The organism is Streptomyces sennicomposti, from assembly GCF_019890635.1.
Classification (GTDB): domain Bacteria; phylum Actinomycetota; class Actinomycetes; order Streptomycetales; family Streptomycetaceae; genus Streptomyces; species Streptomyces sennicomposti.
The window spans coordinates 1-22559 of sequence record NZ_JAIOAB010000084.1 but is presented as its reverse complement, the minus strand read 5'-3'; the positions used below and the strand labels follow the sequence as shown (position 1 = coordinate 22559).

At 75.4% G+C, this 22559-nt stretch carries 17 protein-coding genes; 13 read left to right on the top strand and 4 right to left on the bottom strand.

All coding sequences use genetic code 11. From position 1 onward, the window contains the following. Positions 1 to 523, top strand: a 523-nt coding sequence (locus K7787_RS29515; RefSeq protein WP_223003509.1) for a flavodoxin-dependent (E)-4-hydroxy-3-methylbut-2-enyl-diphosphate synthase, incomplete at its 5' end; no start/stop codon positions are given. Positions 524 to 658: 135 nt separating this feature from the next. On the opposite strand, the gene K7787_RS29510 is transcribed toward K7787_RS29515, so the two are convergent. Next, positions 659 to 2545, bottom strand: coding sequence for a SpoIIE family protein phosphatase (locus tag K7787_RS29510; protein ID WP_223003508.1), 1887 nt, complete (start codon positions 2543 to 2545; stop codon positions 659 to 661). A 264-nt stretch (positions 2546 to 2809) separates the two neighbouring features. Here K7787_RS29510 and K7787_RS29505 point away from each other — a divergent pair, with 264 nt between their 5' ends. The 3 genes from K7787_RS29505 to K7787_RS29495 all read left to right on the top strand — a co-directional run bounded on the left by K7787_RS29505 (position 2810) and on the right by K7787_RS29495 (position 6329). Next, complete coding sequence (locus K7787_RS29505; RefSeq protein ID WP_223003507.1) at positions 2810 to 3658, top strand: GNAT family N-acetyltransferase; 849 nt, start codon at positions 2810 to 2812, stop codon at positions 3656 to 3658. 309 nt (positions 3659 to 3967) lie between these two features. After that, a complete protein-coding gene (locus tag K7787_RS29500) occupies positions 3968 to 4552 on the top strand; it encodes a GNAT family N-acetyltransferase (RefSeq protein ID WP_019984724.1) in 585 nt (194 codons plus the stop codon). Between the two features lie 73 nt (positions 4553 to 4625). Next, the gene (locus K7787_RS29495) at positions 4626 to 6329 is read left to right on the top strand and encodes a proline--tRNA ligase (RefSeq protein WP_164389539.1); all 1704 of its coding nucleotides are present in this window, start codon (positions 4626 to 4628) and stop codon (positions 6327 to 6329) included. 413 nt (positions 6330 to 6742) lie between these two features. Here the strand turns inward: K7787_RS29495 and K7787_RS29490 are convergent, their stop codons facing one another. The 3 genes from K7787_RS29490 to K7787_RS29480 form a co-directional block, all read right to left on the bottom strand. Then, the gene (locus tag K7787_RS29490) at positions 6743 to 7651 is read right to left on the bottom strand and encodes an aminoglycoside phosphotransferase family protein (protein WP_223003506.1); all 909 of its coding nucleotides are present in this window, start codon (positions 7649 to 7651) and stop codon (positions 6743 to 6745) included. Between the two features lie 207 nt (positions 7652 to 7858). Then, the gene (locus K7787_RS29485) at positions 7859 to 8335 is read right to left on the bottom strand and encodes a ferritin-like domain-containing protein (RefSeq protein WP_308036493.1); all 477 of its coding nucleotides are present in this window, start codon (positions 8333 to 8335) and stop codon (positions 7859 to 7861) included. Continuing rightward, positions 8332 to 9033, bottom strand: a complete 702-nt coding sequence (locus K7787_RS29480; RefSeq protein ID WP_223003505.1) for a hypothetical protein — start codon at positions 9031 to 9033, stop codon at positions 8332 to 8334. The genes K7787_RS29485 and K7787_RS29480 overlap by 4 nt, the downstream gene beginning before the upstream one ends. A 200-nt stretch (positions 9034 to 9233) precedes the next feature. Here K7787_RS29480 and rimP point away from each other — a divergent pair, with 200 nt between their 5' ends. The 9 genes from rimP to K7787_RS29435 all read left to right on the top strand — a co-directional run bounded on the left by rimP (position 9234) and on the right by K7787_RS29435 (position 22532). Beyond that, complete coding sequence (gene rimP, locus K7787_RS29475; protein WP_009190956.1) at positions 9234 to 9743, top strand: ribosome maturation factor RimP; 510 nt, start codon at positions 9234 to 9236, stop codon at positions 9741 to 9743. Between the two features lie 2 nt (positions 9744 to 9745). Continuing rightward, complete coding sequence (nusA, locus tag K7787_RS29470) at positions 9746 to 10732, top strand: transcription termination factor NusA (RefSeq protein WP_009190957.1); 987 nt, start codon at positions 9746 to 9748, stop codon at positions 10730 to 10732. Between the two features lie 102 nt (positions 10733 to 10834). Next, positions 10835 to 11131, top strand: a complete 297-nt coding sequence (locus K7787_RS29465; RefSeq protein WP_169439241.1) for a YlxR family protein — start codon at positions 10835 to 10837, stop codon at positions 11129 to 11131. A 150-nt stretch (positions 11132 to 11281) separates the two neighbouring features. Continuing rightward, positions 11282 to 14338 carry a translation initiation factor IF-2 gene (gene infB / locus K7787_RS29460; RefSeq protein ID WP_223003504.1) on the top strand — a complete coding sequence of 1019 codons (3057 nt, stop codon included), beginning with the start codon at positions 11282 to 11284 and terminating at the stop codon, positions 14336 to 14338. A 482-nt stretch (positions 14339 to 14820) separates the two neighbouring features. Continuing rightward, positions 14821 to 15117: a DUF503 domain-containing protein gene (locus tag K7787_RS29455; RefSeq protein ID WP_223003503.1), complete on the top strand. Its 297-nt coding sequence runs from the start codon at positions 14821 to 14823 to the stop codon at positions 15115 to 15117. Between the two features lie 90 nt (positions 15118 to 15207). Next, complete coding sequence (gene rbfA / locus K7787_RS29450; RefSeq protein WP_169439243.1) at positions 15208 to 15669, top strand: 30S ribosome-binding factor RbfA; 462 nt, start codon at positions 15208 to 15210, stop codon at positions 15667 to 15669. Beyond that, positions 15666 to 16571: a tRNA pseudouridine(55) synthase TruB gene (gene truB, locus K7787_RS29445; RefSeq protein WP_223003502.1), complete on the top strand. Its 906-nt coding sequence runs from the start codon at positions 15666 to 15668 to the stop codon at positions 16569 to 16571. The genes rbfA and truB overlap by 4 nt, the downstream gene beginning before the upstream one ends. A gap of 286 nt (positions 16572 to 16857) precedes the next feature. Then, positions 16858 to 21222: a trypsin-like peptidase domain-containing protein gene (locus K7787_RS29440; RefSeq protein ID WP_223003501.1), complete on the top strand. Its 4365-nt coding sequence runs from the start codon at positions 16858 to 16860 to the stop codon at positions 21220 to 21222. Positions 21223 to 21575: 353 nt separating this feature from the next. Continuing rightward, positions 21576 to 22532: a bifunctional riboflavin kinase/FAD synthetase gene (locus tag K7787_RS29435; protein ID WP_027758553.1), complete on the top strand. Its 957-nt coding sequence runs from the start codon at positions 21576 to 21578 to the stop codon at positions 22530 to 22532. Positions 22533 to 22559: the final 27 nt, after the last annotated feature.

Genomic DNA, 22559 nt, shown 5'->3' with positions numbered 1-22559 from the left:
GCTGCACCTGGGGGTGACGGAGGCGGGTCCGGCGTTCCAGGGGACGATCAAGTCGGCGGTGGCGTTCGGTGCTCTGCTGTCGCAGGGGATCGGGGACACGATCCGGGTGTCGTTGTCGGCGCCGCCGGCGGAGGAGGTCAAGGTCGGTATCCAGATCCTGGAGTCGCTGAATCTGCGGCAGCGGGGTCTGGAGATCGTGTCGTGTCCGTCGTGCGGGCGGGCGCAGGTGGATGTGTACAAGCTGGCGGAGGAGGTCACGGCGGGTCTGACGGGCATGGAGGTGCCGCTGAGGGTCGCCGTGATGGGGTGTGTCGTCAACGGTCCGGGTGAGGCGCGTGAGGCGGACCTGGGTGTGGCGTCGGGCAACGGCAAGGGGCAGATCTTCGTGAAGGGCGAGGTCGTCAAGACCGTGCCGGAGTCGAAGATCGTGGAGACCCTGATCGAGGAGGCCATGAAGCTGGCCGAGCAGATGGAGGCCGAGGGCGTCGCCTCCGGCGAGCCGGAGATCTCGGTCGCCGGCTGAACCCCCGTAGGCCCTCGGCCCGGCCGCACCGGAGCCCCGACGTACCGCAGGCGGAGCCGCCCGCACAAGGTCCGGACGTGCCGCGGACGGACCCGCCCGCGCCAGGGCCCGGACCTACCACGGACGTAGCCGCCCTCACTCCTCCTCGTGCAGATCCCCCGGGGACTGCCCGCGCAGTTCCCGCGTCGGGTCCCGCACGGGGGCGTCCTCCTGGAGCGAGCCGGGGGCGGACCGGTCCGGCGCGGCCGGGCTGTACGGCGACTGCGGGGGCGGCGGCGGACTCACGTCGCCCGGCGCGCCCGCACCCGCCGGCGGCAGCCGCAGCGCCAGCAGCGCCACATCGTCGCCGCTCGGCGCGATACGCCGCAGCAGCTCGTCGCAGAACTCGTCCACGGTCGCGCCGGCCGGCCGCCGCACCAGCACCGAGGCGTGGTGACGCAGCTTGGCCAGCCCGAGGTCGATCGGCCGGCCCCGGCTCTCCACCAGCCCGTCGGTGTACAGCAGTAGCGTCGACTCGGGCGGCAGATCCTCGTACGCGTCCGGCCAGCTCAGCCCCAGGTGCAGGGTCGCGCTCATCCCGATCAGCGGACCGTGCCCGCCCGTCAGGAACCGCGCGTCTCCCTCCCGGGTGATCAGCAGCGGCGGCGGATGCCCGGCGTTGACCCAGTTCACCCGCCACGGCCCGCCCTCCGGGCCCTCGATCCGGGCGAAGACCAGGGTGGCCATCGGCGCGTCGCTGGTGTTCGTCACCGCCTCGTCCAGCCGGCACACGATCAGGCTCGGCGGATGCTGCTGGTCCCAGGCCAGGGCGCGCAGCATGTTGCGGACCTCCGCCATGTGCGCGGCGGCCTTCAGATCGTGGCCGACCACGTCCCCGATCACCAGGGCCATCACTCCGTCGGCGAGCAGGAACGCGTCGTACCAGTCGCCGCCGATCTCCATGGCGCTCTGCGCCGGCAGATAACGCGCGGCCATCCGCAGATGGTCCACCTGCGGCAGCGGGGCCAGCAGCTGGCGCTGCATGGTCTCGGAGACATGGCGCTGCTCCTGGTAGAGCCGGGAGTTGTCCAGCACCAGAGCCAGCCGGCGGCCGATGTCGGCGAGCAGCCTGACCTCGGCGTCGGTGGGCGCGGGGGAGTCGCCGGTGCGGCCGACGGTGAGCATCCCGTAGTGGTTGCGGCGCGCGGTCAGCGGCACGACCACCGCCGAGTGGCCGTCGAGCCGTTCGAACAGCTTCCCGTGGGTCGCCGCGAGCGGGGCGCCCGGGGCCCGCAGCGCCTCGGCGGTCAGCAGCACGGGTTCGTCGGCGCTCAGCACCCGCGACACCGCGTCGCGGGCGCCGGCCGGCAGCGGCGGCAGGGGACCCTGGAGCCGCTTGGCCCGGCGCGGACGGGCGGGGCAGCGCACGGCGACGTGCTCCAGCGCCCCGCTGCGCTCCGAGTACAGGGCGACGGCGGCCCAGTCGCCCAGCTCCGGCACCAGCACCCGCAGCAGCCGCCGCATCCGGCCGTGCGAGTCCAGGGCGGTCATCAGCACCGCCGAGACGTCCGCCAGCAGGTTCAGCCGGGCGGTCAGCGCCTCCAGGGCGGCGGTGTGCGCGGTCATCCGCTCCTCGGCCGCGCGGTGCAGGCTGAAGTCGCTGAAGACGACCACCAGCCCGGCCACCCGGCCCGCCAGCCGCAGCGGGGTGGTGGACCAGATGATCGGCACGGTCGTGCCGTCCGCGCGCAGGAAGTACTCCTCGCTGCCCTCCTCGGCCTTCTGACCGCCGAGCAGCGGGGTCCGCATCGTGCACTGCTCGCGCGGCACCGGGGAGCCGTCGGGGCGGCGGTGCAGCAGGTCGTGCGCGTCCCGGCCGAGCATCCCGTCCAGGGTGCGGCCCAGCAGCCGCTGCGCCCACGGGTTGACGTAGGTGATCCGCCCCTCGGTGTCCAGGGTGAAGACGCCGGTGCCCAGATCGCGCAGGACCTGGAGCGGGAAGTCCGGGTCCAGGGCCGCCTCCGCCGCGCCCGCCCCGCTCATGACCGGCCCCCCTCCTCGTCCGGGACGGTCCTCCGGTGTGCTGCCACCGCGATCACCGCTCTCCCGAGGACGTCTTGTTTGTAGCTCCTTGTATCATTCTTACCGTTTTGAGCAACCCGTCGCCGTTCGGGCGGAGTGTGTCGCCGGACCGCCCGGCCGCGCCTTTCGCCGCCCCTTCGGGCATCGCTCCCAGGGGTCGGCGCGGCCCGGATTCGGCGGGTACAGTGCGGAGATCAGCGAAACCCCCAGCGTGAGGCCCCGTACGTGTTGACCCAGACCACCTCACGGGTGCTCGAACCGAGCGACCTGGACGCCGCGCTCGCCGTCCTCGACCGCGAGCCGGTCGTGAACGCCTTCGTGACGTCCCGCGTGCGGATCGCCGGGCTCGACCCGTGGCGGCTCGGCGGCGAGATGTGGGGCTGGTACGAGGACGGCACGCTCACCTCGCTGTGCTACGCGGGCGCCAACCTCGTTCCCATATGCGCCACCCCGCGCGCCGTACGCGCCTTCGCGGACCGCGCCCGCCGGGCCGGCCGCCGCTGCTCCTCCATCGTCGGCCCCGCCGGACCCACCACCCAGCTGTGGCGGCTGCTCGAACCCAGCTGGGGCCCGGCCCGCGAGGTCCGCGCCCGCCAGCCGCTGATGGTCGCCGACCGCATGCCCGCCGACATCGCGCCCGACCCCTACGTCCGCCGCGTCCGCAAGGACGAGATGGAGACGATCATGCCGGCGTGCGTGGCGATGTTCACCGAGGAGGTCGGCGTCTCCCCGCTCGCCGGCGACGGCGGCCTGCTCTACCAGGCCCGGGTCGCCGAACTCGTCGGCTCCGGCCGCTCCTTCGCCCGCCTCGACGAGCACGGCAAGGTCATGTTCAAGGCCGAGATCGGAGCGGCCACCGACCGGGTCTGCCAGATCCAGGGCGTCTGGGTCGCCCCCGAGTACCGCGGCCGGGGCCTCGCCGCCCCCGGCATGGCCGCGGTCCTGCGGTACGCGCTGGCCGACGTGGCCCCCGTCGTCAGCCTCTACGTCAACGACTTCAACACCCCGGCCCGCCGCACCTACCGCCGGGTGGGCTTCCGCGAGACGGGCGCCTTCACGAGCGTGCTCTTCTAGGGCTTCCCGCCCGGATCACGCCGGGCGCGCCGCCCGGACTCCGGTGCGCCGCCCGGCCCGCCAGCGCCGCCGCCTCCCGCCGTCCCGCCGCGGTCCCCGCCACCCCGCGGCCTCCCGCAGCCCCGCCGTCCCGCCGCGGTCCGCGCAGCCCCGTCGCCCCGTCGCGGTCCCCGCCGCCTCGCCGCGTCCCCGCCACCCCGCGCCCGCACGGCGCCCCGCCCGCCTCCGGTCCGCGAGCGGACGCCTCCGCGCCGACGGCCCGTTCGCCGTCCCGCTCTTGCGACGGCGCGGGCCGGGTAGTCTCCCCGCATGGCGCACATTCCCGGTCACGGCTCCGGCCGCCGCCCCGACGCGATCGCGGACGACATCGTGATCGGCCCCCTCGACCTGTCGGCCCGCGTGGACGAGGCGCTCGCCGTACAGGCCGTCGCCTTCGGACTCGGCGCCGAGGAGGTCGCCGTACGCCGCCAGATCGTCCTGCGGCACATGGCCAGCCCCGGCGCCCGCGCCCTCGGCGCCACCACCCCCGACGGCCGGCTCGCCGGCTTCGTCTACGGCATGCCCAACGACCGCGCCCACTGGTGGTCCACCGTCGTCGAGCCGTACCTGCGCGCCCGCGGCCACGACGACTGGCTCGACGGCTCCTTCGTCATCACCGAACTGCACGTCCACCCCCGCCACCAGAACCGCGGCGTCGGCCGCGCCCTCATCACCGCCATCACCGACACCGCCGCCGAGACCCGCTCGATCCTCTCCGCCATCGACACCGACAGCCCGGCCCGCGGCCTCTACCACTCCCTCGGCTACGTCGACCTCGCCCGCCAGGTCGTCTTCCCCAGCGCCCCCAAGCCGTACGCCGTCATGGGCGCCCCGCTGCCGCTGCGCCGCCGCTGACCGATTACCACCGGCCCACGTCGCCCGGCTAACCTCCTAGCCATCACACATACCCGGCAGGAGTACGAGAACCATGGCGAACGCACCGGTCCAGCGCATGTCCCAGTTGATGGCGAAGACGCTGCGCGACGACCCGGCAGACGCCGAGGTCCTCAGCCACAAGCTGCTGGTCCGCGCCGGTTACGTCCGCCGCACCGCCGCGGGCGTCTGGAGCTGGCTGCCGCTCGGCAAGAGGGTCCTCGCGAACGTCGAGCGGATCGTGCGCGAGGAGATGGACGCCATCGGCGCCCAGGAGGTGCTGCTCCCCGCGCTGCTGCCCAAGGAGCCGTACGAGGCGACCGGCCGCTGGGACGAGTACGGCGGCGAGCTGTTCCGCCTGAAGGACCGCAAGGGCGGCGACTACCTCCTCGGTCCCACCCACGAGGAGATCTTCACCCTGCTGGTGAAGGACCAGGCGTCCTCCTACAAGGACCTGCCGGTCATCCTCTACCAGATCCAGAGCAAGTACCGCGACGAGGCCCGCCCGCGCGCGGGCATCCTGCGCGGCCGGGAGTTCCTGATGAAGGACTCCTACTCCTTCGACACCGCCGACGAGGGCCTCGCCGAGTCCTACGCCCTGCACCGCCAGGCCTACCAGCGGATCTTCGAGCGCCTTGGCCTGGACTACCGCATCTGCGCGGCCACCGCCGGCGCGATGGGCGGCTCCAAGTCCGAGGAGTTCCTCGCCCCGGCCGAGGCCGGCGAGGACACCTTCGCCGACTGCCCGAACTGCGACTTCGCCGCCAACACCGAGGCGATCACCTACGAGCTGAAGCCCGTGGACGGCTCCGGCGTGCCGGCGCTGGAGGAGATCCCCACCCCGGACACTCCCACCATCGAGACCCTGGCCGCCTCCCTCGGCGTCCCGGCCTCCGCCACCCTGAAGAACCTGCTGGTCAAGGTGGACGGCGAGATCGTCGCCGTGGGCGTGCCCGGCGACCGCGAGGTGGACCTGGACAAGGTCGAGGCGCACTTCGCCCCCGCCGCCGTCGAACTGGTCACCGCCGAGGACTTCACCGGCCGCCCCGACCTGGTGCGCGGCTACGTCGGCCCGCAGGGCCTGGGCGAGAAGGTGAAGTACATCGCCGACCCGCGGATCGCCCCCGGCACCGCCTGGATCACCGGCGCCAACAAGGAGCACACGCACGCGAAGAACGTGGTCGCCGGCCGCGACTTCGAGGTGGACGAGTACGTCGACGTCGTCGTGGTCCAGGACGGCGACCCCTGCCCGAAGTGCGGCGCCGGCCTCAAGCTGGACCGCGCCATCGAGATCGGCCACATCTTCCAACTCGGCCGCAAGTACACCGACGCCCTCAAGCTCGACGTCCTCGGCCAGAACGGCAAGCCGGTCCGCGTCACCATGGGCTCCTACGGCATCGGCGTCTCCCGCGCGGTGGCCGCCCTCGCCGAGCAGCACGCCGACGAGCACGGCCTGGTCTGGCCCGCCGAGGTCGCCCCGGCCGATGTGCACGTGGTCGCCGCGGGCAAGGCGCTGCAGACCGAGGTGGCCCTCGACGTGTCGCAGAAGCTCGCCGCGGCCGGCGTCCGCGTTCTCGTCGACGACCGCGCCGGCGTCTCCCCGGGCGTGAAGTTCACCGACGCCGAACTCATCGGCGTCCCGCAGATCCTGGTCGCCGGCCGCCGCGCGGGCGAGGGCGTCCTGGAGCTGAAGAACCGCCGCACGGGCGAGCGCGAGGAACTGACCGTCGAGGAAGCCCTCACCCGCCTCACGGCCTGACGGGCCCCTTCCCACCGGACCACCCCCCGGCCCCGCCCCCGTCCCTCGGACGGGAGGCGGGGCCGGGGGTGGTTCGGGGCCGGGGCGGAGCCGATGGGTTCGGGCCCGATGCGGTTCCGGGCTGGCGTGGTCCGGGGCCGACGCGGTCCCGGGTGCGTGCGGAGCCGACGCCGCTTCGGGGCCGACGCGGTTCGGGGTCGGCGTGGTTCCGAGCCGCTGCGGTGGGGCCGACGCCGGTTCGAGGCCGACCTAGTTCGGAGCCGATGCGGTTCAGGCCGCATGGTCGGGCGGACGGCGCCGGTTCGGAGGCGATGCTGTCCGGGGCCCACGCCACTCCCGCCCGGGGGGCGGTGGCGGGAGCGGTCGGCCCGGCATCCTCGCCGTCGGCCGGAACGGAGTGCCGTCGCCGGGAGTCAGAGCCAGGTGGCGAATTCCAGGAGGAGTTCCGCGTCCTTCGGGCGGCCCACCCGGCGGGCCCGTACGCCGGACTCCACCGCGCGGAACAGGGTCCAGCCGCGCAGCCGGTCCCGGTCCACCTCCAGCGACTCCGCCAGCCGCTTGATACGGCGGCGGGTGATCGCCGGGCCGGACGGCGAGGCGATCAGGTCCTCCACCCGGTCCCGCACCAGCCGGGCCAGGTCGAACGCGCTCTCGCCGACCACCGGATCGGGCCCCACCGCCAGCCACGGAACCCGGTCGCCCGCCAGCACCTTGCTCTGCCGGAACGTCCCGTGCAGCAGCAGCCGTTCCGGCGGCGCGGCCAGCAACTCCTCCCGGGCCGCGAGGGCCGCCGCCACCAGCGCCTCCGCCTCGGCCTCCGGCGGCGTACCCGCCCGCATGGCCCCGGCCTGCCGGCCCGTCCGCTCGGCCACCGTCTCGAACAGCCCGCCGGCGTCCTCGGGCGGCGCGACCCACAGCCGCCGCAGCGTGTCCGCCGCCTCCAGCAGCGCCCGCGCCTCAGGCAGCGACCGCACCGACACATCCGGATGCAACCGCTCCAGCAACAGGACGCCCTCGTCCGCCGCACGGCCCTCCAGCAGCCGTACGGCGCCGAGCCCGCCCCAGTGCGCCAGCGCGGCCAGCTCCGCGGCCGGCCGGGCCCGCGGCGGCGCCAGCTTCAGCACGGCCGGCGTGCCGTCCGCCGTCCGCACCAGCACCACCAGGCTGCTGCGCCCGCCGGGCACCTGCACCCGCTCGACCGTCAACCCGCGCTCCGCGACGGCCCGCCGGGCCAGCTCGGGCAGCCGCTCCAGCCAGTCGTCGCCCTCGGGCGACGTCTCGCCGAGCGCCCGCACCAGCCGCTTCGGGGGTTCGAAAGCCATGCGCGAGTCGTTCCTTCCTGAACGCGCCGCGACGCGTTCCCTGTCGGTGGTGCCGGCCGTGCCGGTGGCGCCGCTACGTCCGGCGGCACCGGTGGCGCCCCTCCGTCCGGTCGCGCCGGCCGTCGTGCCGGGGCGGCGCCTGCCGGGTCCGTACCGCCTCCGTGCGCCGGGCCCCGGCCCGCCCGCGGGGCGCCGGGGCCGTCCGCGTCACGGCGTCGGGGTCGCCGAGCCCGGGGCGGCGTCGGCCCGTTCGGCGAGACCAGGGAAGGCTACGCTCTCCCCGCGCCAGCGCACCGCCCGGACCGCGGCCTCGCGCAGCGCCCCGGCGGCGTCCCGCCGCGACGCGCCCGAACTGGCCCGCACCAGGTCGGAGTAGACCCCGGCCACCCGGTCCTCCAGCACCGCGGCGAACCGCACCGCCGCGGCCGCGTCCGGCACCGCGAACGGCAGCGCGTAGGCCGCCGCCGCTGCCACCGGCCGGCCGCCGAGGTCCCGTACCCGGCGCGTCAGCGCGTCCCGCCGCGCCCGGTGGGCGTCGTACGCCGTCCGGGCCTCCGCGCGCCGTTCCCGGCCGATCCGCCCGCCGACCACGCCGTAGCCGTACACCGCCGCGTGCTCGGCCGCGAGCGCCGCCTGCGCGGCCGTCAGCTTTCCCGCGTCCGCCGCGTCCACCGCCTGGCTCACCTGTCACCTTCCGTCAGCAGATACGCGTGCGCCGCCCCGGCCGCCGCCACGGAGGCCAGCAGCCGGGCCAGTTCGCCCGGGACGTCGAGCAGCGCGGCCGCCCGCGCGTCGGCGAGCGACCGCTCGGCGGCGGCGAGCGAGGCGAGCGCGTCCGCCGGCTTCACGGGGACGGCGGGGGAGGCGGCGTCCGAAGGCCCGCCGGTCGCCCCGCCGGACGGCTTGCCGGCCCCCGGCGACCCGGCCCCGCCGGAAGCCGTGGCCCCGCCGGTCGCCACCGCGCCGCTCGTCGTCACCGTCCCGTCCGTCGCCGTGGGCCCCGCCGGCGCCGCCGGGGACCCCGTGGCCGTAGGCGTCCCCGAAGCCGAAGCCGAAGCCGAAGCCGAGGCCGAGGGCGACGCCGCCGCGCCGCCGCCGAAGGCGGCCGCGTGCCGCAGCACCTCCGCCCGCAGCGGACCCAGCCGCGGCGCCAGCGCCGGATGCGCGGCGATCACCGCGTCGTAGCGCCGCGCCAGCCCCGCGCTGTCCCGCGCCGCACGCGCGCGGGCGCGCTCGGCGGGCGACGGGCCGCGGTCCGCGGCGGCGGGGTCGTCGGGTCCGGCGGAGCAGCCCGCGAGCAGGGCGGCCCCGGCCGCCGAGGCGAGCAGGCTCCTTCGGCGCGGACCCCAAGGCAGGGCGCGCGGGGATGGCGGCAACGGCACGGCAGTCGTCCTCGGGTGCGTGCGAACGGAAAACGGGAGGGGCGGCCCCGCCCGTGATCACCGTACCCGCGCACCCCGCGCACGCGCCCCAGCGGCACCGTCCCAGGCCAGGTGGACGGCAACACCCCCGGGAACCGGATACCCTTTGACCGGACACGCGACCATCCCACAACAGCACACGCGGCCGAGGAGTCACCCGGATGAGCACCACCCAGAGCGAGAGGCTGCGGGAACTGCTGGAACCGCTCGTCGCCTCCCAGGGCCTGGATCTCGAAGAGATCGCCGTGGACTCCGTCGGCCGCAAGCGGGTGCTGCGCGTCGTGGTCGACTCCGACACCGGGGCCGACCTCGACCAGATCGCCGATGTGAGCCGCGCGCTCTCGGCGAAGCTCGACGAGAGCGACGCGATGGGCGAGGGGGAGTACACCCTCGAGGTCGGCACCCCCGGCGCCGAGCGCCTTCTCACCGAACACCGGCACTACGTGCGCGCCACGGGCCGGCTGGCGAAGTTCCAGCTGGCCGAGGGCGGCGAACTGGTGGCCAGGATCCTCCGGGTCGACGACGAGGGACTCGACCTCGAGGTGCCCGGAGTGAAGGGCCGCAAGGCCACGACCCGCAGAGTCGCCTTCCCGGACGTCGTCCGGGCGCGCGTGCAGGTCGAGTTCAACCGCAAGGACGACAAGGACATGAAGAAAGAGGAGGAGGCGTAGCCGTGGACATCGACATGAGCGCCCTGCGGGGCTTGGTGCGGGAGAAGGAGATCTCCTTCGACCTGCTGGTCGAGGCGATCGAGTCGGCCCTCCTCATCGCCTACCACCGCACCGAGGGAAGCCGCCGCCACGCGCGCGTGGAGCTGAACCGGGAGACCGGGCATGTGACCGTGTGGGCGAAGGAGGACCCGGAGGACCTCGAGGAGGGCCAGGCCCCCCGCGAGTTCGACGACACCCCGTCCGGCTTCGGCCGTATCGCCGCCACCACCGCCAAGCAGGTCATCCTGCAGCGGCTGCGCGACGCCGAGGACGACGCGACGCTCGGCGAGTACGCCGGCCGCGAGGGCGACATCGTCACCGGTGTGGTGCAGCAGGGCCGCGACCCGAAGAACGTGCTCGTGGACATCGGCAAGCTGGAGGCCATCCTGCCGGTGCAGGAGCAGGTCCCGGGCGAGACGTACCCGCACGGCATGCGCCTGAGGTCGTACGTCGTCCGGGTGGCCAAGGGCGTGCGCGGTCCGTCCGTCACCCTTTCGCGCACCCACCCGAACCTGGTGAAGAAGCTGTTCGCGCTGGAGGTCCCGGAGATCGCCGACGGTTCCGTCGAGATCGCCGCGATCGCCCGCGAGGCCGGCCACCGCACCAAGATCGCCGTACGGTCCACCCGTTCGGGCCTGAACGCCAAGGGCGCCTGCATCGGCCCCATGGGCGGCCGGGTGCGCAACGTCATGGGCGAGCTGAACGGCGAGAAGATCGACATCGTCGACTGGTCGGACGACCCGGCCGAGATGGTGGCGAACGCCCTGTCCCCGGCCCGCGTCCACAAGGTCGAGGTCGTGGACCTGGCGGCCCGCTCCGCCCGCGTCACCGTGCCGGACTACCAGCTGTCGCTGGCCATCGGCAAGGAGGGCCAGAACGCCCGCCTCGCGGCCCGGCTCACCGGGTGGCGCATCGACATCCGCCCGGACACCGAGCAGGCCGGGGAATAGATCCTGGCCGAAAGGCGCTCAGATCACGACAGGTTTGGGCGCGCCACGTGTTCGAATCCTGCCCCAAAGGGGTGAGGTGCGTTCGGGGAGGTAGACTTAGCGGTGTCTGGCCGGACACGGGACCGAGTGTGCCCTGAGCGCACCTGTGTGGGGTGCCGGGAACGAGCGGCCAAGACGGATCTGCTGCGGATCGTGGCGATCGAGGACGAGTGCGTCCCCGATCCTCGCGGTACGCTGCCCGGCCGGGGTGCGTACGTACACCCCGCCCTGGTCTGTCTCGACCAGGCGGTGCGTCGCCGGGCGTTCACGCGGGCGCTGCGCGCCCCGGGAGCGCTCGACACAAAGGCGTTGCGCCGACACGTCGAGCGGACAACAGTTGCCGAGCAGGCAACACGGTAGGAAGACGAGTCGTACGGAAGACCCCGTGCGGCCTGGTACCTCGCGAGTCGAAAGCAGGTCGAGATTGCGATGAGCACTCGATGAGTACGCGATGAGTACGCCCATGAACTAGCGACGGTCCGGCCGCAACCCGGACCTCAAAGGAGCGAAGTGGCTAAGGTCCGGGTATACGAACTCGCCAAGGAGTTCGGTGTGGAGAGCAAGGTCGTCATGGCCAAGCTCCAGGAACTCGGTGAATTCGTCCGATCGGCATCCTCGACGATCGAGGCGCCCGTAGTACGCAAGTTGACAGACGCCTTCCAGCAGGGCAACGGCGGCGGCCGGTCCGCCAAGCCGGGCGCCCCGAAGAAGGCCGCCCCCAGGCCCGCCGCGCCCTCCCCGGCGCAGGCGGCCCGTCCGGCTGCCCCGAAGCCGCCGGCCGCACCCAAGCCCGCCGCGGCCCAGCCGCCGGCGGCTCCGTCGGCCCCCTCGGCTCCCGCGCCGGCCGCTTCCGGCCCGCGTCCGGTGCCGGGTCCCAAGCCCGCCCCGCGTCCGGCCCCGGCCGCGCCCACCACGCCGGAGTTCACCGCTCCGCCGTCGGCTCCGGCGCCCTCCCCGGCCGCCGCGCAGGGTCCGCGTCCGGCCGGCGCACGTCCCGGCGCCCCCAAGCCCGGCGGCGCCCGTCCCGGCGCCGGTCAGGGTCAGGGCCGTCCGGGCCAGGGCGCTGCGCGCCCCGGTGGCCAGGCGCCCCGTCCGGGCGGTCGTCCGGCCGGTCCGCGTCCGGGCAACAACCCCTTCACCTCCGGTGGCTCCACCGGCATGGCGCGCCCGCAGGCGCCCCGGCCGCAGGGCCAGCGTCCCGGTGGTCCCGGCGCTCCCGGCGCCGGTCCCCGTCCGCAGGCGCCCGGCGCCCAGGGCGGCGGTCCGCGTCCCCAGGCCGGTCCCGGCGGTCCGCGCCCGACTCCGGGCTCGATGCCGCGTCCGCAGGCCGGTCCGGGCGGTCCCCGTCCCGGCGGCCCGCGTCCGAACCCCGGCATGATGCCGCAGCGTCCCGCTGCCGGCCCGCGTCCCGGCCCCGGCGGCCGCGGTCCGGGCGGTGCGGGTCGTCCCGGCGGCGCCGGTCGTCCCGGTGGCGGCGGCTTCGCCGGCCGTCCCGGCGGCGGCGGTGGCGGCGGTCGTCCCGGCGGCGGCGGCGGTTTCGCCGGTCGTCCCGGCGGCGGTGCTCCCGGCGGCGGCTTCGGCGGCGGCGGTGGCCGTCCCGGCTTCGGCGGCCGTCCCGGCGGCCCCGGCGGCCGTGGTGGCACGCAGGGCGCCTTCGGCCGTCCCGGCGGTCCGGCGCGTCGCGGTCGCAAGTCGAAGCGGCAGCGCCGTCAGGAGTACGAGGCCATGCAGGCCCCGAGCGTCGGCGGCGTGATGCTGCCGCGCGGCAACGGCGAGGCGATCCGTCTCTCCCGCGGCGCGTCGCTCACGGACTTCGCGGAGAAGATCAACGCGAACCCGGCCTCCCTCGTCGCGGTCATGATGAACCTCGGCGAGATGGTCACGGCCACGCAGTCCGTCTCCGACGAGACGCTCCAGCTCCTCGCGGACGAGATGAACTACACGGTTCAGATCGTCAGCCCGGAGGAGGAGGACCGCGAGCTGCTCGAGTCCTTCGACCTGGAGTTCGGCGAGGACGAGGGCGGCGAGGAGGACCTGGTGGTCCGCCCGCCGGTCGTCACCGTCATGGGTCACGTCGACCACGGCAAGACCCGACTCCTCGACGCCATCCGCAAGACGAACGTCATCGCGGGCGAGGCCGGCGGCATCACCCAGCACATCGGTGCCTACCAGGTCACGACCGAGGTCAACGACGAGGACCGTCGGATCACCTTCATCGACACCCCGGGTCACGAGGCGTTCACCGCCATGCGTGCCCGCGGTGCGAAGTCGACCGACATCGCGATCCTGGTCGTCGCGGCCAACGACGGCGTCATGCCGCAGACGGTCGAGGCGCTGAACCACGCCAAGGCGGCCGACGTGCCGATCGTGGTCGCGGTCAACAAGATCGACGTCGAGGGCGCCGACCCGACCAAGGTGCGCGGTCAGCTGACCGAGTACGGCCTGGTGGCCGAGGAGTACGGCGGCGACACCATGTTCGTCGACATCTCCGCCAAGCAGGGTCTGCACATCGACTCGCTGCTGGAGGCCGTGATCCTCACGGCCGACGCCTCGCTCGACCTGCGGGCCAACCCGAACCAGGACGCGCAGGGCATCTCGATCGAGTCCCGTCTCGACCGCGGCCGCGGCGCCGTGGCGACGGTCCTCGTCCAGCGAGGCACCCTGCGGGTCGGCGACACGATGGTGGTGGGCGACGCCTACGGCCGCGTGCGCGCCATGCTCGACGACAACGGCAACAACGTCGCCGAGGCCGGTCCCTCGACGCCGGTCCAGGTCCTCGGCCTGACCAACGTCCCGGGCGCGGGCGACAACTTCATCGTGGTCGAGGAGGACCGTACGGCCCGCCAGATCGCGGAGAAGCGCGCCGCCCGCGAGCGCAACGCCGCGTTCGCCAAGCGCACGCGCCGCGTGTCGCTGGAGGACCTGGACAAGGTGCTCAAGGCCGGCGAGGTCCAGCAGCTGAACCTGATCATCAAGGGCGACGCTTCTGGTTCCGTCGAGGCCCTGGAGTCCTCCCTGCTCCAGCTGGACGTCGGCGAAGAGGTCGACATCCGCGTCCTGCACCGCGGCGTCGGTGCGGTCACGGAGTCCGACATCGACCTGGCGATGGGCTCCGACGCCATCGTGATCGGCTTCAACGTGCGCGCGGCCGGCCGTGCGCAGCAGATGGCCGAGCGCGAGGGCGTGGACGTCCGGTACTACTCGGTCATCTACCAGGCGATCGAGGAGATCGAGGCGGCCCTCAAGGGCATGCTCAAGCCGGAGTACGAAGAGGTCGAGCTGGGCACGGCGGAGATCCGCGAGGTCTTCCGCTCCTCCAAGCTCGGCAACATCGCGGGTGTCCTCATCCGCTCCGGCGAGGTCAAGCGCAACACCAAGGCGCGCCTCATCCGCGACGGCAAGGTCATCGCGGAGAACCTCAACATCGAGGGTCTGCGTCGCTTCAAGGACGACGTCACCGAGATCCGCGAAGGCTTCGAGGGCGGTATCAACCTCGGAAACTTCAACGACATCAAGGTCGACGACGTCATCGCGACGTACGAGATGCGCGAGAAGCCGCGGGCGTAACACCCCACGGCACCTCGGCACCGGCCGACGGGACTGGTTCCCGCCGGCCGGTGCGGCCGTGTAGGGGGCTCGCGCCCCCGGGCGGCGCACGCTCGCCCCGAGCGGCGGAACACCCCGAGCCCCCGGCCCGGCCCCTCGCGGGGGCCGGCTCCGGTCAGGCCCGGGGCCGCCGACCGGCCGGCGGGCGTCCTGCCGTGGCCGAGGCCGCGCCCCGTCCTCACCGGTCTCGGCGAGGACGGAGCGGGGTCCCGGGCACGGCTTCACAGCGGCCCTGGCGGGGCTGCGGCCCGGGGCGGAGCCCCGGGGCGGGAACCTGTTCCCCACCGGGTCGGGCAGGTGGGCGGGCGAGGGCGTACCCCGCACAGCCCCCGCGGGGAAACCCCGTCGAGGCATCCGCAGGATCGCGGTACCGTTCTTGATGTCCCTGCCCGCACCGAGGGCAGGACCATCGACCCCGCACCGGCGGGCAACCCGGCACACACATGTATGTGGGGACTCTGTCCTTCGACCTGCTCCTCGGCGACGTCCACTCGCTGAAGGAGAAGCGCTCCGTCGTCCGCCCGATCGTCGCCGAGCTCCAGCGCAAGTACGCGGTGAGCGCGGCCGAGGTGGACCACACGAACCTCCACCGGCGGGCCGTCATCGGCCTCGCCGCGGTCTCCGGCGACGCGACGCACCTGACCGACGTGCTGGACCGGTGCGAACGGCTCGTCGCCGCCCGCCCCGAGGTGGAGCTGCTGTCCGTACGACGCCGTTTCCACGGCGAGGACGACGGCTAGGCCCCCACGGGGCCGTACGGCGCCCACCGCGCCGTACCCCACCGCACCACACGACAGAACGTAGAAGAAGAAAGAACGGGAGACGGACCAGTGGCCGACAACGCGCGGGCGAAAAGGCTGGCGGACCTCATCCGAGAGGTGGTGGCCCAGAAGCTGCAGCGCGGGATCAAGGACCCGCGGCTCGGCTCGCACGTCACCATCACGGACACCCGGGTCACGGGTGACCTGCGGGAGGCGACCGTCTTCTACACGGTCTACGGCGACGACGAGGAGCGCCAGGCCGCGGCGGCCGGACTGGAGAGCGCCAAGGGCATCCTCCGCTCCGAGGTCGGCCGCGCGGCCGGAGTGAAGTTCACCCCCACCCTCACCTTCGTCGCCGACGCCCTCCCGGACACCGCCCGCACCATCGAGGACCTCCTCGACAAGGCGCGCCAGTCCGACGCCAAGGTGCGCGAGGCGTCCGCGGGCGCCGCGTACGCCGGCGGGGCGGACCCGTACCGGAAGCCCGGTGCGGAAGACGGGGCCGACGAGACGGACGACACCACCGAATGACCAGCAAGCCCACCCCGCCCGACGGCCTCGTCATCGTCGACAAGCCGTCGGGCTTCACTTCGCACGACGTCGTGGCCAAGATGCGCGGCATCGCCAAGACCCGCCGCGTCGGCCACGCCGGCACCCTCGACCCCATGGCGACGGGCGTCCTCGTCCTCGGCGTGGAGCGGGCCACCAAGCTCCTCGGCCACCTCGCGCTGACCGAGAAGGAGTACGTCGGCACCGTCCGCCTCGGCCAGAACACCCTGACCGACGACGCCGAGGGGGAGATCACCTCCTCCACCGACGCCTCCGAGATCACCCGCGAGGCCATCGACACGGCCGTGGCCAAGCTGACCGGCGACATCATGCAGGTGCCGTCCAAGGTCAGCGCCATCAAGATCAACGGCGTGCGCTCCTACAAGCGCGCCCGCGAGGGCGAGGAGTTCGAGATCCCGGCCCGCCCGGTGACCGTCTCCTCCTTCCGGGTGTACGACCTCAGGGACGCCGTCGCCGACGACGGCACCCCCGTGCTCGACCTCGTCGTCTCGGTGGTGTGCTCCTCGGGCACCTACATCCGCGCCCTCGCCCGCGACCTGGGCGCCGAACTCGGCGTCGGCGGTCACCTCACGGCGCTGCGCCGCACCCGCGTCGGCCCGTACAAGCTGGACGCGGCCAGGACGCTGGACCAGCTCCAGCAGGAGCTGACCGTGATGCCGGTCGCCGAGGCCGCCGCCGCGGCGTTCCCGCGCTGGGACGTCGACGCGCGCCGCGCCAAGCTGCTCACCAACGGCGTCCGCCTGGAGATGCCCGACGAGTACGCGGGCCGCGGCCCCGTCGCCGTCTTCACCCCCGAGGGCCGCCTCCTGGCCCTCGTCGAGGAGCAGCGCGGCAAGGCCAAGAGCCTGGCCGTCTTCGCCTGACGCCGGGGCCGCACGCCCGGGACGCACGGTTCCGGGCGCGTCCGCCTGCCCGTGGAGCGGCGGCCGGGAGACCTCTCTCGGCCGCCGCTCCACGTTCCCCCTCGGTTCCCCCACCACCAGGTTGTCCAGCCGCGTCCTGTTCTTCACCCGACCGTGCAGGCGCTCGGAGTGAACCGGGGGAGTGCGAGGGGGCGCGTTCGCCGCGCGATCTTTCCCGCTGATCATTCCGCGCCTACCGTCGAAGCAGGACAAAGAAGAGGTACGGGACACGGCGGGAGGTACGACCATGGCGGCACCGGACACGCGGCCCACGGCCGCGCTCTCCCCCCGCTCCGGCGGCGACGGCGCGGCCGGCGAGCCGACCGCCGCCGAGGCCCTGGACCGCGCCCTGGACGGCTCCCTGGTGTGCATCCGCGACCTCGCCGGCCGCCCCCGCGGCACCGGCTTCGCCGCCGACCACCACGGCACGGTCCTCACCAGTCACGAGGCCGTCGACGGCCTCGCCCGCCTGGTGCTGCACGCCCCGGGCGCGGGCGGCCGCTCCTGCGTGGTGGGCGCCGACGCGGTCACCGCGCTGCCCGGACTGGACCTCGCCCTCGTCAGGACCGAGGGCCTCGGCGTGGAACCGCTGCCCATCGGCGCGCGGGACGCGATCGGCACCGGCGCGTACGTGCGGATCGCGGCCGGCGGCTGGCGCGAGGCCCGGGTGCTCGGCGCGGCCTCGGTCACCTACACCGCCACGGAAGGCCGCCACCTCCTGGACGGCGCGCTGGAACTCGCGATCGGCACGGCGGGCCGGGACGCGCTGCGCCGCGGCGGCGCAGCGGCCGGGGGACCGGTGCTGGACGCCGCGACCGGCACCGTGGTCGCCGTCCTCGGCACGGCGCTGCGCTCCGGCGACCGCGACGCCCGGTTCGCCGTACCGCTGCGCGCACCGGCGCTCGGCCCCGCGCGGGCGGCCGGGACCGTCCTGACCGAAGGGCCGCTCGCCGACCTGCTCGCCCGCAACGCGGCCACCGTCCCCGCCTACGGCCCCGACCTCAACCTCGCGGCCGTCCTGGAACTCACGGCCACCTCCGTGGCCCAGGACGGCCCCCAGGGCGCCCTGCCGCAGCACGGCCCCACGGCGCCCACGGCCCACTCCCTGTTCTCCGGGCCGTACGCGCACCCGGCGCTCCGGCCCCCGACCCCGGCTTCCCGAGCGCCCGCCGCGAGGACGGCGCGGTCCCTCGCCCTCGGTCCGGGCGCCACGGTCCCCGACCCCCGCGGACCGCACACCCCGGCGACGCGCGATACGCGACTCCTGCGGCCCACCGGCACCGGGTCCGGCACCGGCACCGGACCCGCCCCGGAAACGCCCGCCTTCCCCCACACCGGCCGCTTCGCGGTGCGCGTCGAACGGCCCGGTGCGGCAGGACAGTTGGACGCCTTCGGCGGCGGTGCGGGTCCGGCGGGGGTGCTCGGACTCGTCGGGGCGCCCGGCAGCGGCCGTACGACGGAACTCGCCGCGCTCACCGGCCGCCGCGCCCGGGGCGACGCCCCCACGCCCACCCTGTGGCTGCGCGGCGCCGACCTGGACGGCGCCGACAGCGGCGTGGCGGACGCGGCGGGCCGGGCGCTGGACCGCGCGGCCCGGATCGTCGCCGCCGCCCGCGCCCCGTTCCCCACCGAGCTGACCGATCTCACGCCGGAGCGCGTCGCCCGCCTCGCGCACGCCCACGGCCGCCCGCTGCTGCTCCTGCTCGACGGCCCCGAGGAGATGCCCGCCGCCCTGGACCACCGGATCGCCGAGTGGACCGACGGCACCGCGCGATGGCTGACGGGGACCGGCGCGCGCCTGGTGGTGGCGTGCCGCGAGGAGTACTGGGAGAGCGCCGGAGCCCGCTTCCCGGCCGACCTGCTGCACGCCCCCGCCCCGCCGGACGACGTCCGGGCCGCACCCGCCGCGCTGCCCCCCTGCCTGCGCCTGGGCGACCTCACCGCGGACGAGGCCCGCGCGGCCCGCCTGCGCTACGGCGTCCCGGACGACGCCCTGGTCGCCGCCGACGCCGCGCATCCGCTCACCCTCCGACTCCTCGCCGAGGTGCGCGCGGCCCTCCCCGGCCTCTCCGGCCACCCCCCGCTGGAGCGCGCCGACGTCCTCGCCGCCCACCTCGACCTGATGTGCCTGCGCATCGCGGTCCGCCTCGCCGCGGAGAACGACCTGCGCGGCACGGCCGTACGACGGCTCGCCGCCCGGGTCGCCGGGCAGGTGCACGAGGCCGCCCGCCGCAGCCTCGGCCCCGGCGGCGAACTGGACCGGGCGACGTTCGGGGAGGTGTTCCCGTGGGGACCCGCGCCCGCCCGGCTCGGCGGCGGCACCGGCTGGGCGTCCGCCGTCCTCACCGAGGGCCTGCTCGTCCCCGCCGGCGACGGCTACCGCTTCGCCCACGAGGAGCTGGCCGACTGGATCCAGGGCGCCCACCTCGACCTGGACGAGGCCCTGCGCGTCCTGGTCCACCGGCGGCACATCCCCGGCGAGACGCGCCCGCTGCCGCCCGTGCCGCACCACCGCATCGGCCCCGTCGTCCAGGCCCTGCTGCTCCTGGCCCGCCAGCACGGCCCTCGCCGGCTCTCCGTCCGGCTGGAGGAACTGGTGTGCGCGCTGGACGCCGATCCGGGCGCCTGGTGGCCCTCCCGGCTGCTCACCGGCGTACTGCTGCGGCTGCCGGACGCGCGGCCCTACGCCGGAGTGCTGCGGCTGCTCGCCGAGCGGATCGTGGCCTGGCAGCAGTGCGACCTGCCCGTGCCGGACGGTTTCGGCCCCGGCTTCTGGACCGCGCTGCACCTGCCGCCCGCCGACCACTGCGACCTCCTCCGCCGCCTCCTCCTCGCCGACCCGGCCCCCCGGGGACCGGGCTCCTCGGACGCGGTGGGCTCGGGCGCCGGAAGCGGGGGTGCGGCGCGCTCGGGTGCCGGGCGCTCCGATGCGGTGGGCTCCGGTTCCGCGCTGGCGGATGCCGTGTGCTCCCGTCCGGCGTACTCGGGTGCCGCGCAGCCGGGCTTCGCAGGCCCGGACTCCGTACCCACCGACCCGGTGCCCACCGGCACAGCGCGTCCGGACTCCGCGCGTTCGGACTGCTCGCCGTCCGCCCACGAGAGCGCCGCCGGGCGGACGGCCCCGCCGCACCGCACCGGACCGGAGCACGGCTCGCCGGAAGCCCCCGGATCTCCCGGCCCGCACGGGACGCCGGAACCGTACGGGCCGCACGGGACGCCGGACTCGCACGGAGCACCGGACCCGTACACCCCGCAGGAGACGCCCCGTCGACACGACTCGCAGGGGGCGTCCGGCCCGCACGACCGGCACGACCCGCACGGCCCCCGGAGGCCGCGCGCCCCGCAGGACGCGGCCCCGGCCCAGCCGCCCGGACCCGCGGCCCCGGCCGCCCCCGCGCACCGTACGCCCCGCCCGCCCCGCTACCTCGACGCCGCCGCCCGGCTGCTGGCCGCCGACCCGGTGGCCGTGCAACCGCACCTCGTCCGCTGGTTCGGCGACGAGCGCCCGCTGCCCGCCGCGCCGCACGCCACCGTGGCCACGGCCGCGCAGGCACTGCTGCACACCCACCGCCACCGCGCCCCGGACGACCTCACCGAGACCCTGGTCGAATCCGGGCACGAGCGGGCCGACGAACTGCTCGCCGCGCTCGCCGAGGAGGAGCCTGCCGTGCTGTGCCGGGCCGTCGCCCGGTGGGCGCGCGACGACCGCCCCGACCGGCGCGCCGCGGCGCTGGCGCACGCCCTGCGCACCGTTCCGCACGTCCGCGCCGACGCCGACCTGGAGGCGCTGCGCGACGCCGCCCTGACCCTGCTCGCCCGACCGGCCGACGCCGCCCTGCACGGCGGCGCGCTCGCCCTCCTCGTGGCCGACCCGCGCACCCGCGCCCGCCATCTGCCGCAGGCGCTGCGGCACTTCGCCGCCGGCGACCCCAACCTGCCGCCGGACGCGCTGGCCCCCGCCCTGGCCACCCACCCCGAGGCGGTCCTCGCCGCCTTCGGCGAGCGGCTGCGGTACGGGCCGGGCGCCACGGAGGCGCTGCGCGCCCTGGCCGACGCGGCCCCGGCCGCGCTCGCCCCGCGCGTGGCCGCCCTGATCGGCGCGGCGGTGGCGCGCCGGCCGGAGACCGCCGGGCAGGTGGCGGCGTACGTAGACCGGCGGCTCCAGAGCGGCCCGGCCGTGCGGCCGACGCTGTTCACGCTGGTCACGGGCCTGCTGGAAGCGGGCCCCACACCGCTGAGAGCCGCCCTGGGCGGTGTCCTCGCCACGCCCGGGGCCCCGGACCGCCAGGCGCCCCGCCGGGAACTCCTCGACGCCCTGCTGGCCCACGAGACGGAACCGGCCGTCCTCGACGCGGTGCTGCACGCCGCCGCCCGCAGCGCCGAGGAGGACCTCGGCGACCTCGTCCGGCGCATCGGCCTGCTGCTCGTCCGCACCCCGGAGGGCGCGGCCGCCTTCGACCGGGGCCTCGCGGAGCTGGGCCGGCACGTGCCCGGGTTCGCCGCGCGCGTCGCCGCCTGGCTGGCCGACGCCCCGCAGGACTGGGCCGCCGTGGTGGGCCCCAGCGCCCGCCGCACGCTGCTCGACCTCGCGGGAGCCCCCGCCCTCGCCTGACCGACGCCGTGCCCACGGCCCGCCCGGGCCGGAGCCGCCCCGGGCCGGAGCCGCTCCGGGCCGGAGCCGCTCCGGGCCGGAGCCGCCCCGGGCCGGAGCCGCTCCGGGCCGGAGCCGCCCCGGGCCGGGCCGGGCCGCCCGCAGGGTCGCGCCGCCCCCGGGGCACCGCACGCCCCGCGACGTCCGCCCCGCGACGTGCGCCCCGCGACGTGCGCCCCGTCACAGCCCCCATGCCGATGCGGGCGGGGGACACCGGGCATGGCACCCTTAGACACGCGGACGAGCAGCGCCGCGGACAGAACAGCAAGGCAACCAAGGCATCACGGACACGGGTTCGACGAGGAGCGGTCACAGTGCAGCGCTGGCGTGGCTTGGAGGACATCCCCCAGGACTGGGGGCGCAGCGTCGTCACCATCGGCTCCTACGACGGGGTCCACCGCGGCCACCAGCTCATCATCGAGCACGCCGTGAACCGCGCCCGCGAGCTGGGCGTCCCCGCCGTGGTCGTCACCTTCGACCCGCACCCCAGCGAGGTCGTCCGCCCCGGCAGCCACCCGCCGCTGCTGGCCCCGCACCACCGCCGCGCCGAGCTGATGGCGGACCTGGGCGTGGACGCGGTGCTGGTGCTGCCGTTCACCACCGAGTTCTCCCGGCTGTCCCCGGCCGACTTCGTCGTCAAGGTGCTGGTCGACCGGCTGCACGCCAAGGCGGTCGTCGAGGGCCCGAACTTCCGCTTCGGCCACAAGGCCGCCGGGAACGTCGACTTCCTCGCCGAGCAGGGCAAGCTGCACGACTTCGAGGTCGAGATCGTGGACCTGTACGTCACGGGGTCGGCGGGTGGCGGCGAGCCGTTCTCCTCGACCCTGACCCGGCGGCTGGTCGCCGAGGGCGACGTCGGCGGCGCCCGCGAGATCCTGGGCCGCCCGCACCGCGTCGAGGGCGTCGTCGTGCGCGGCGCGCAGCGCGGCCGTGAGCTGGGTTTCCCGACCGCCAACGTCGAGACCCTCCCGCACACCGCGATCCCCGCCGACGGCGTCTACGCCGGCTATCTGCACGCGCAGGGCGAGGCGATGCCGGCGGCGATCTCCGTCGGCACGAACCCGCAGTTCGACGGCACCGAGCGCACGGTGGAGGCGTACGCGATCGACCGCGTCGGCCTCGACCTGTACGGCCTGCACGTCGCCGTCGACTTCCTGGCCTTCGTCCGCGGCCAGGCCAAGTTCGACTCGCTGGACGCCCTGCTGGAGACGATGGCCGAGGACGTCAAGAAGTGCCGCGAGATCATCGCGGCGGACACTCAGCACGCCTGACGGCCCCGGCCGCCCGCGCCGCCGTCC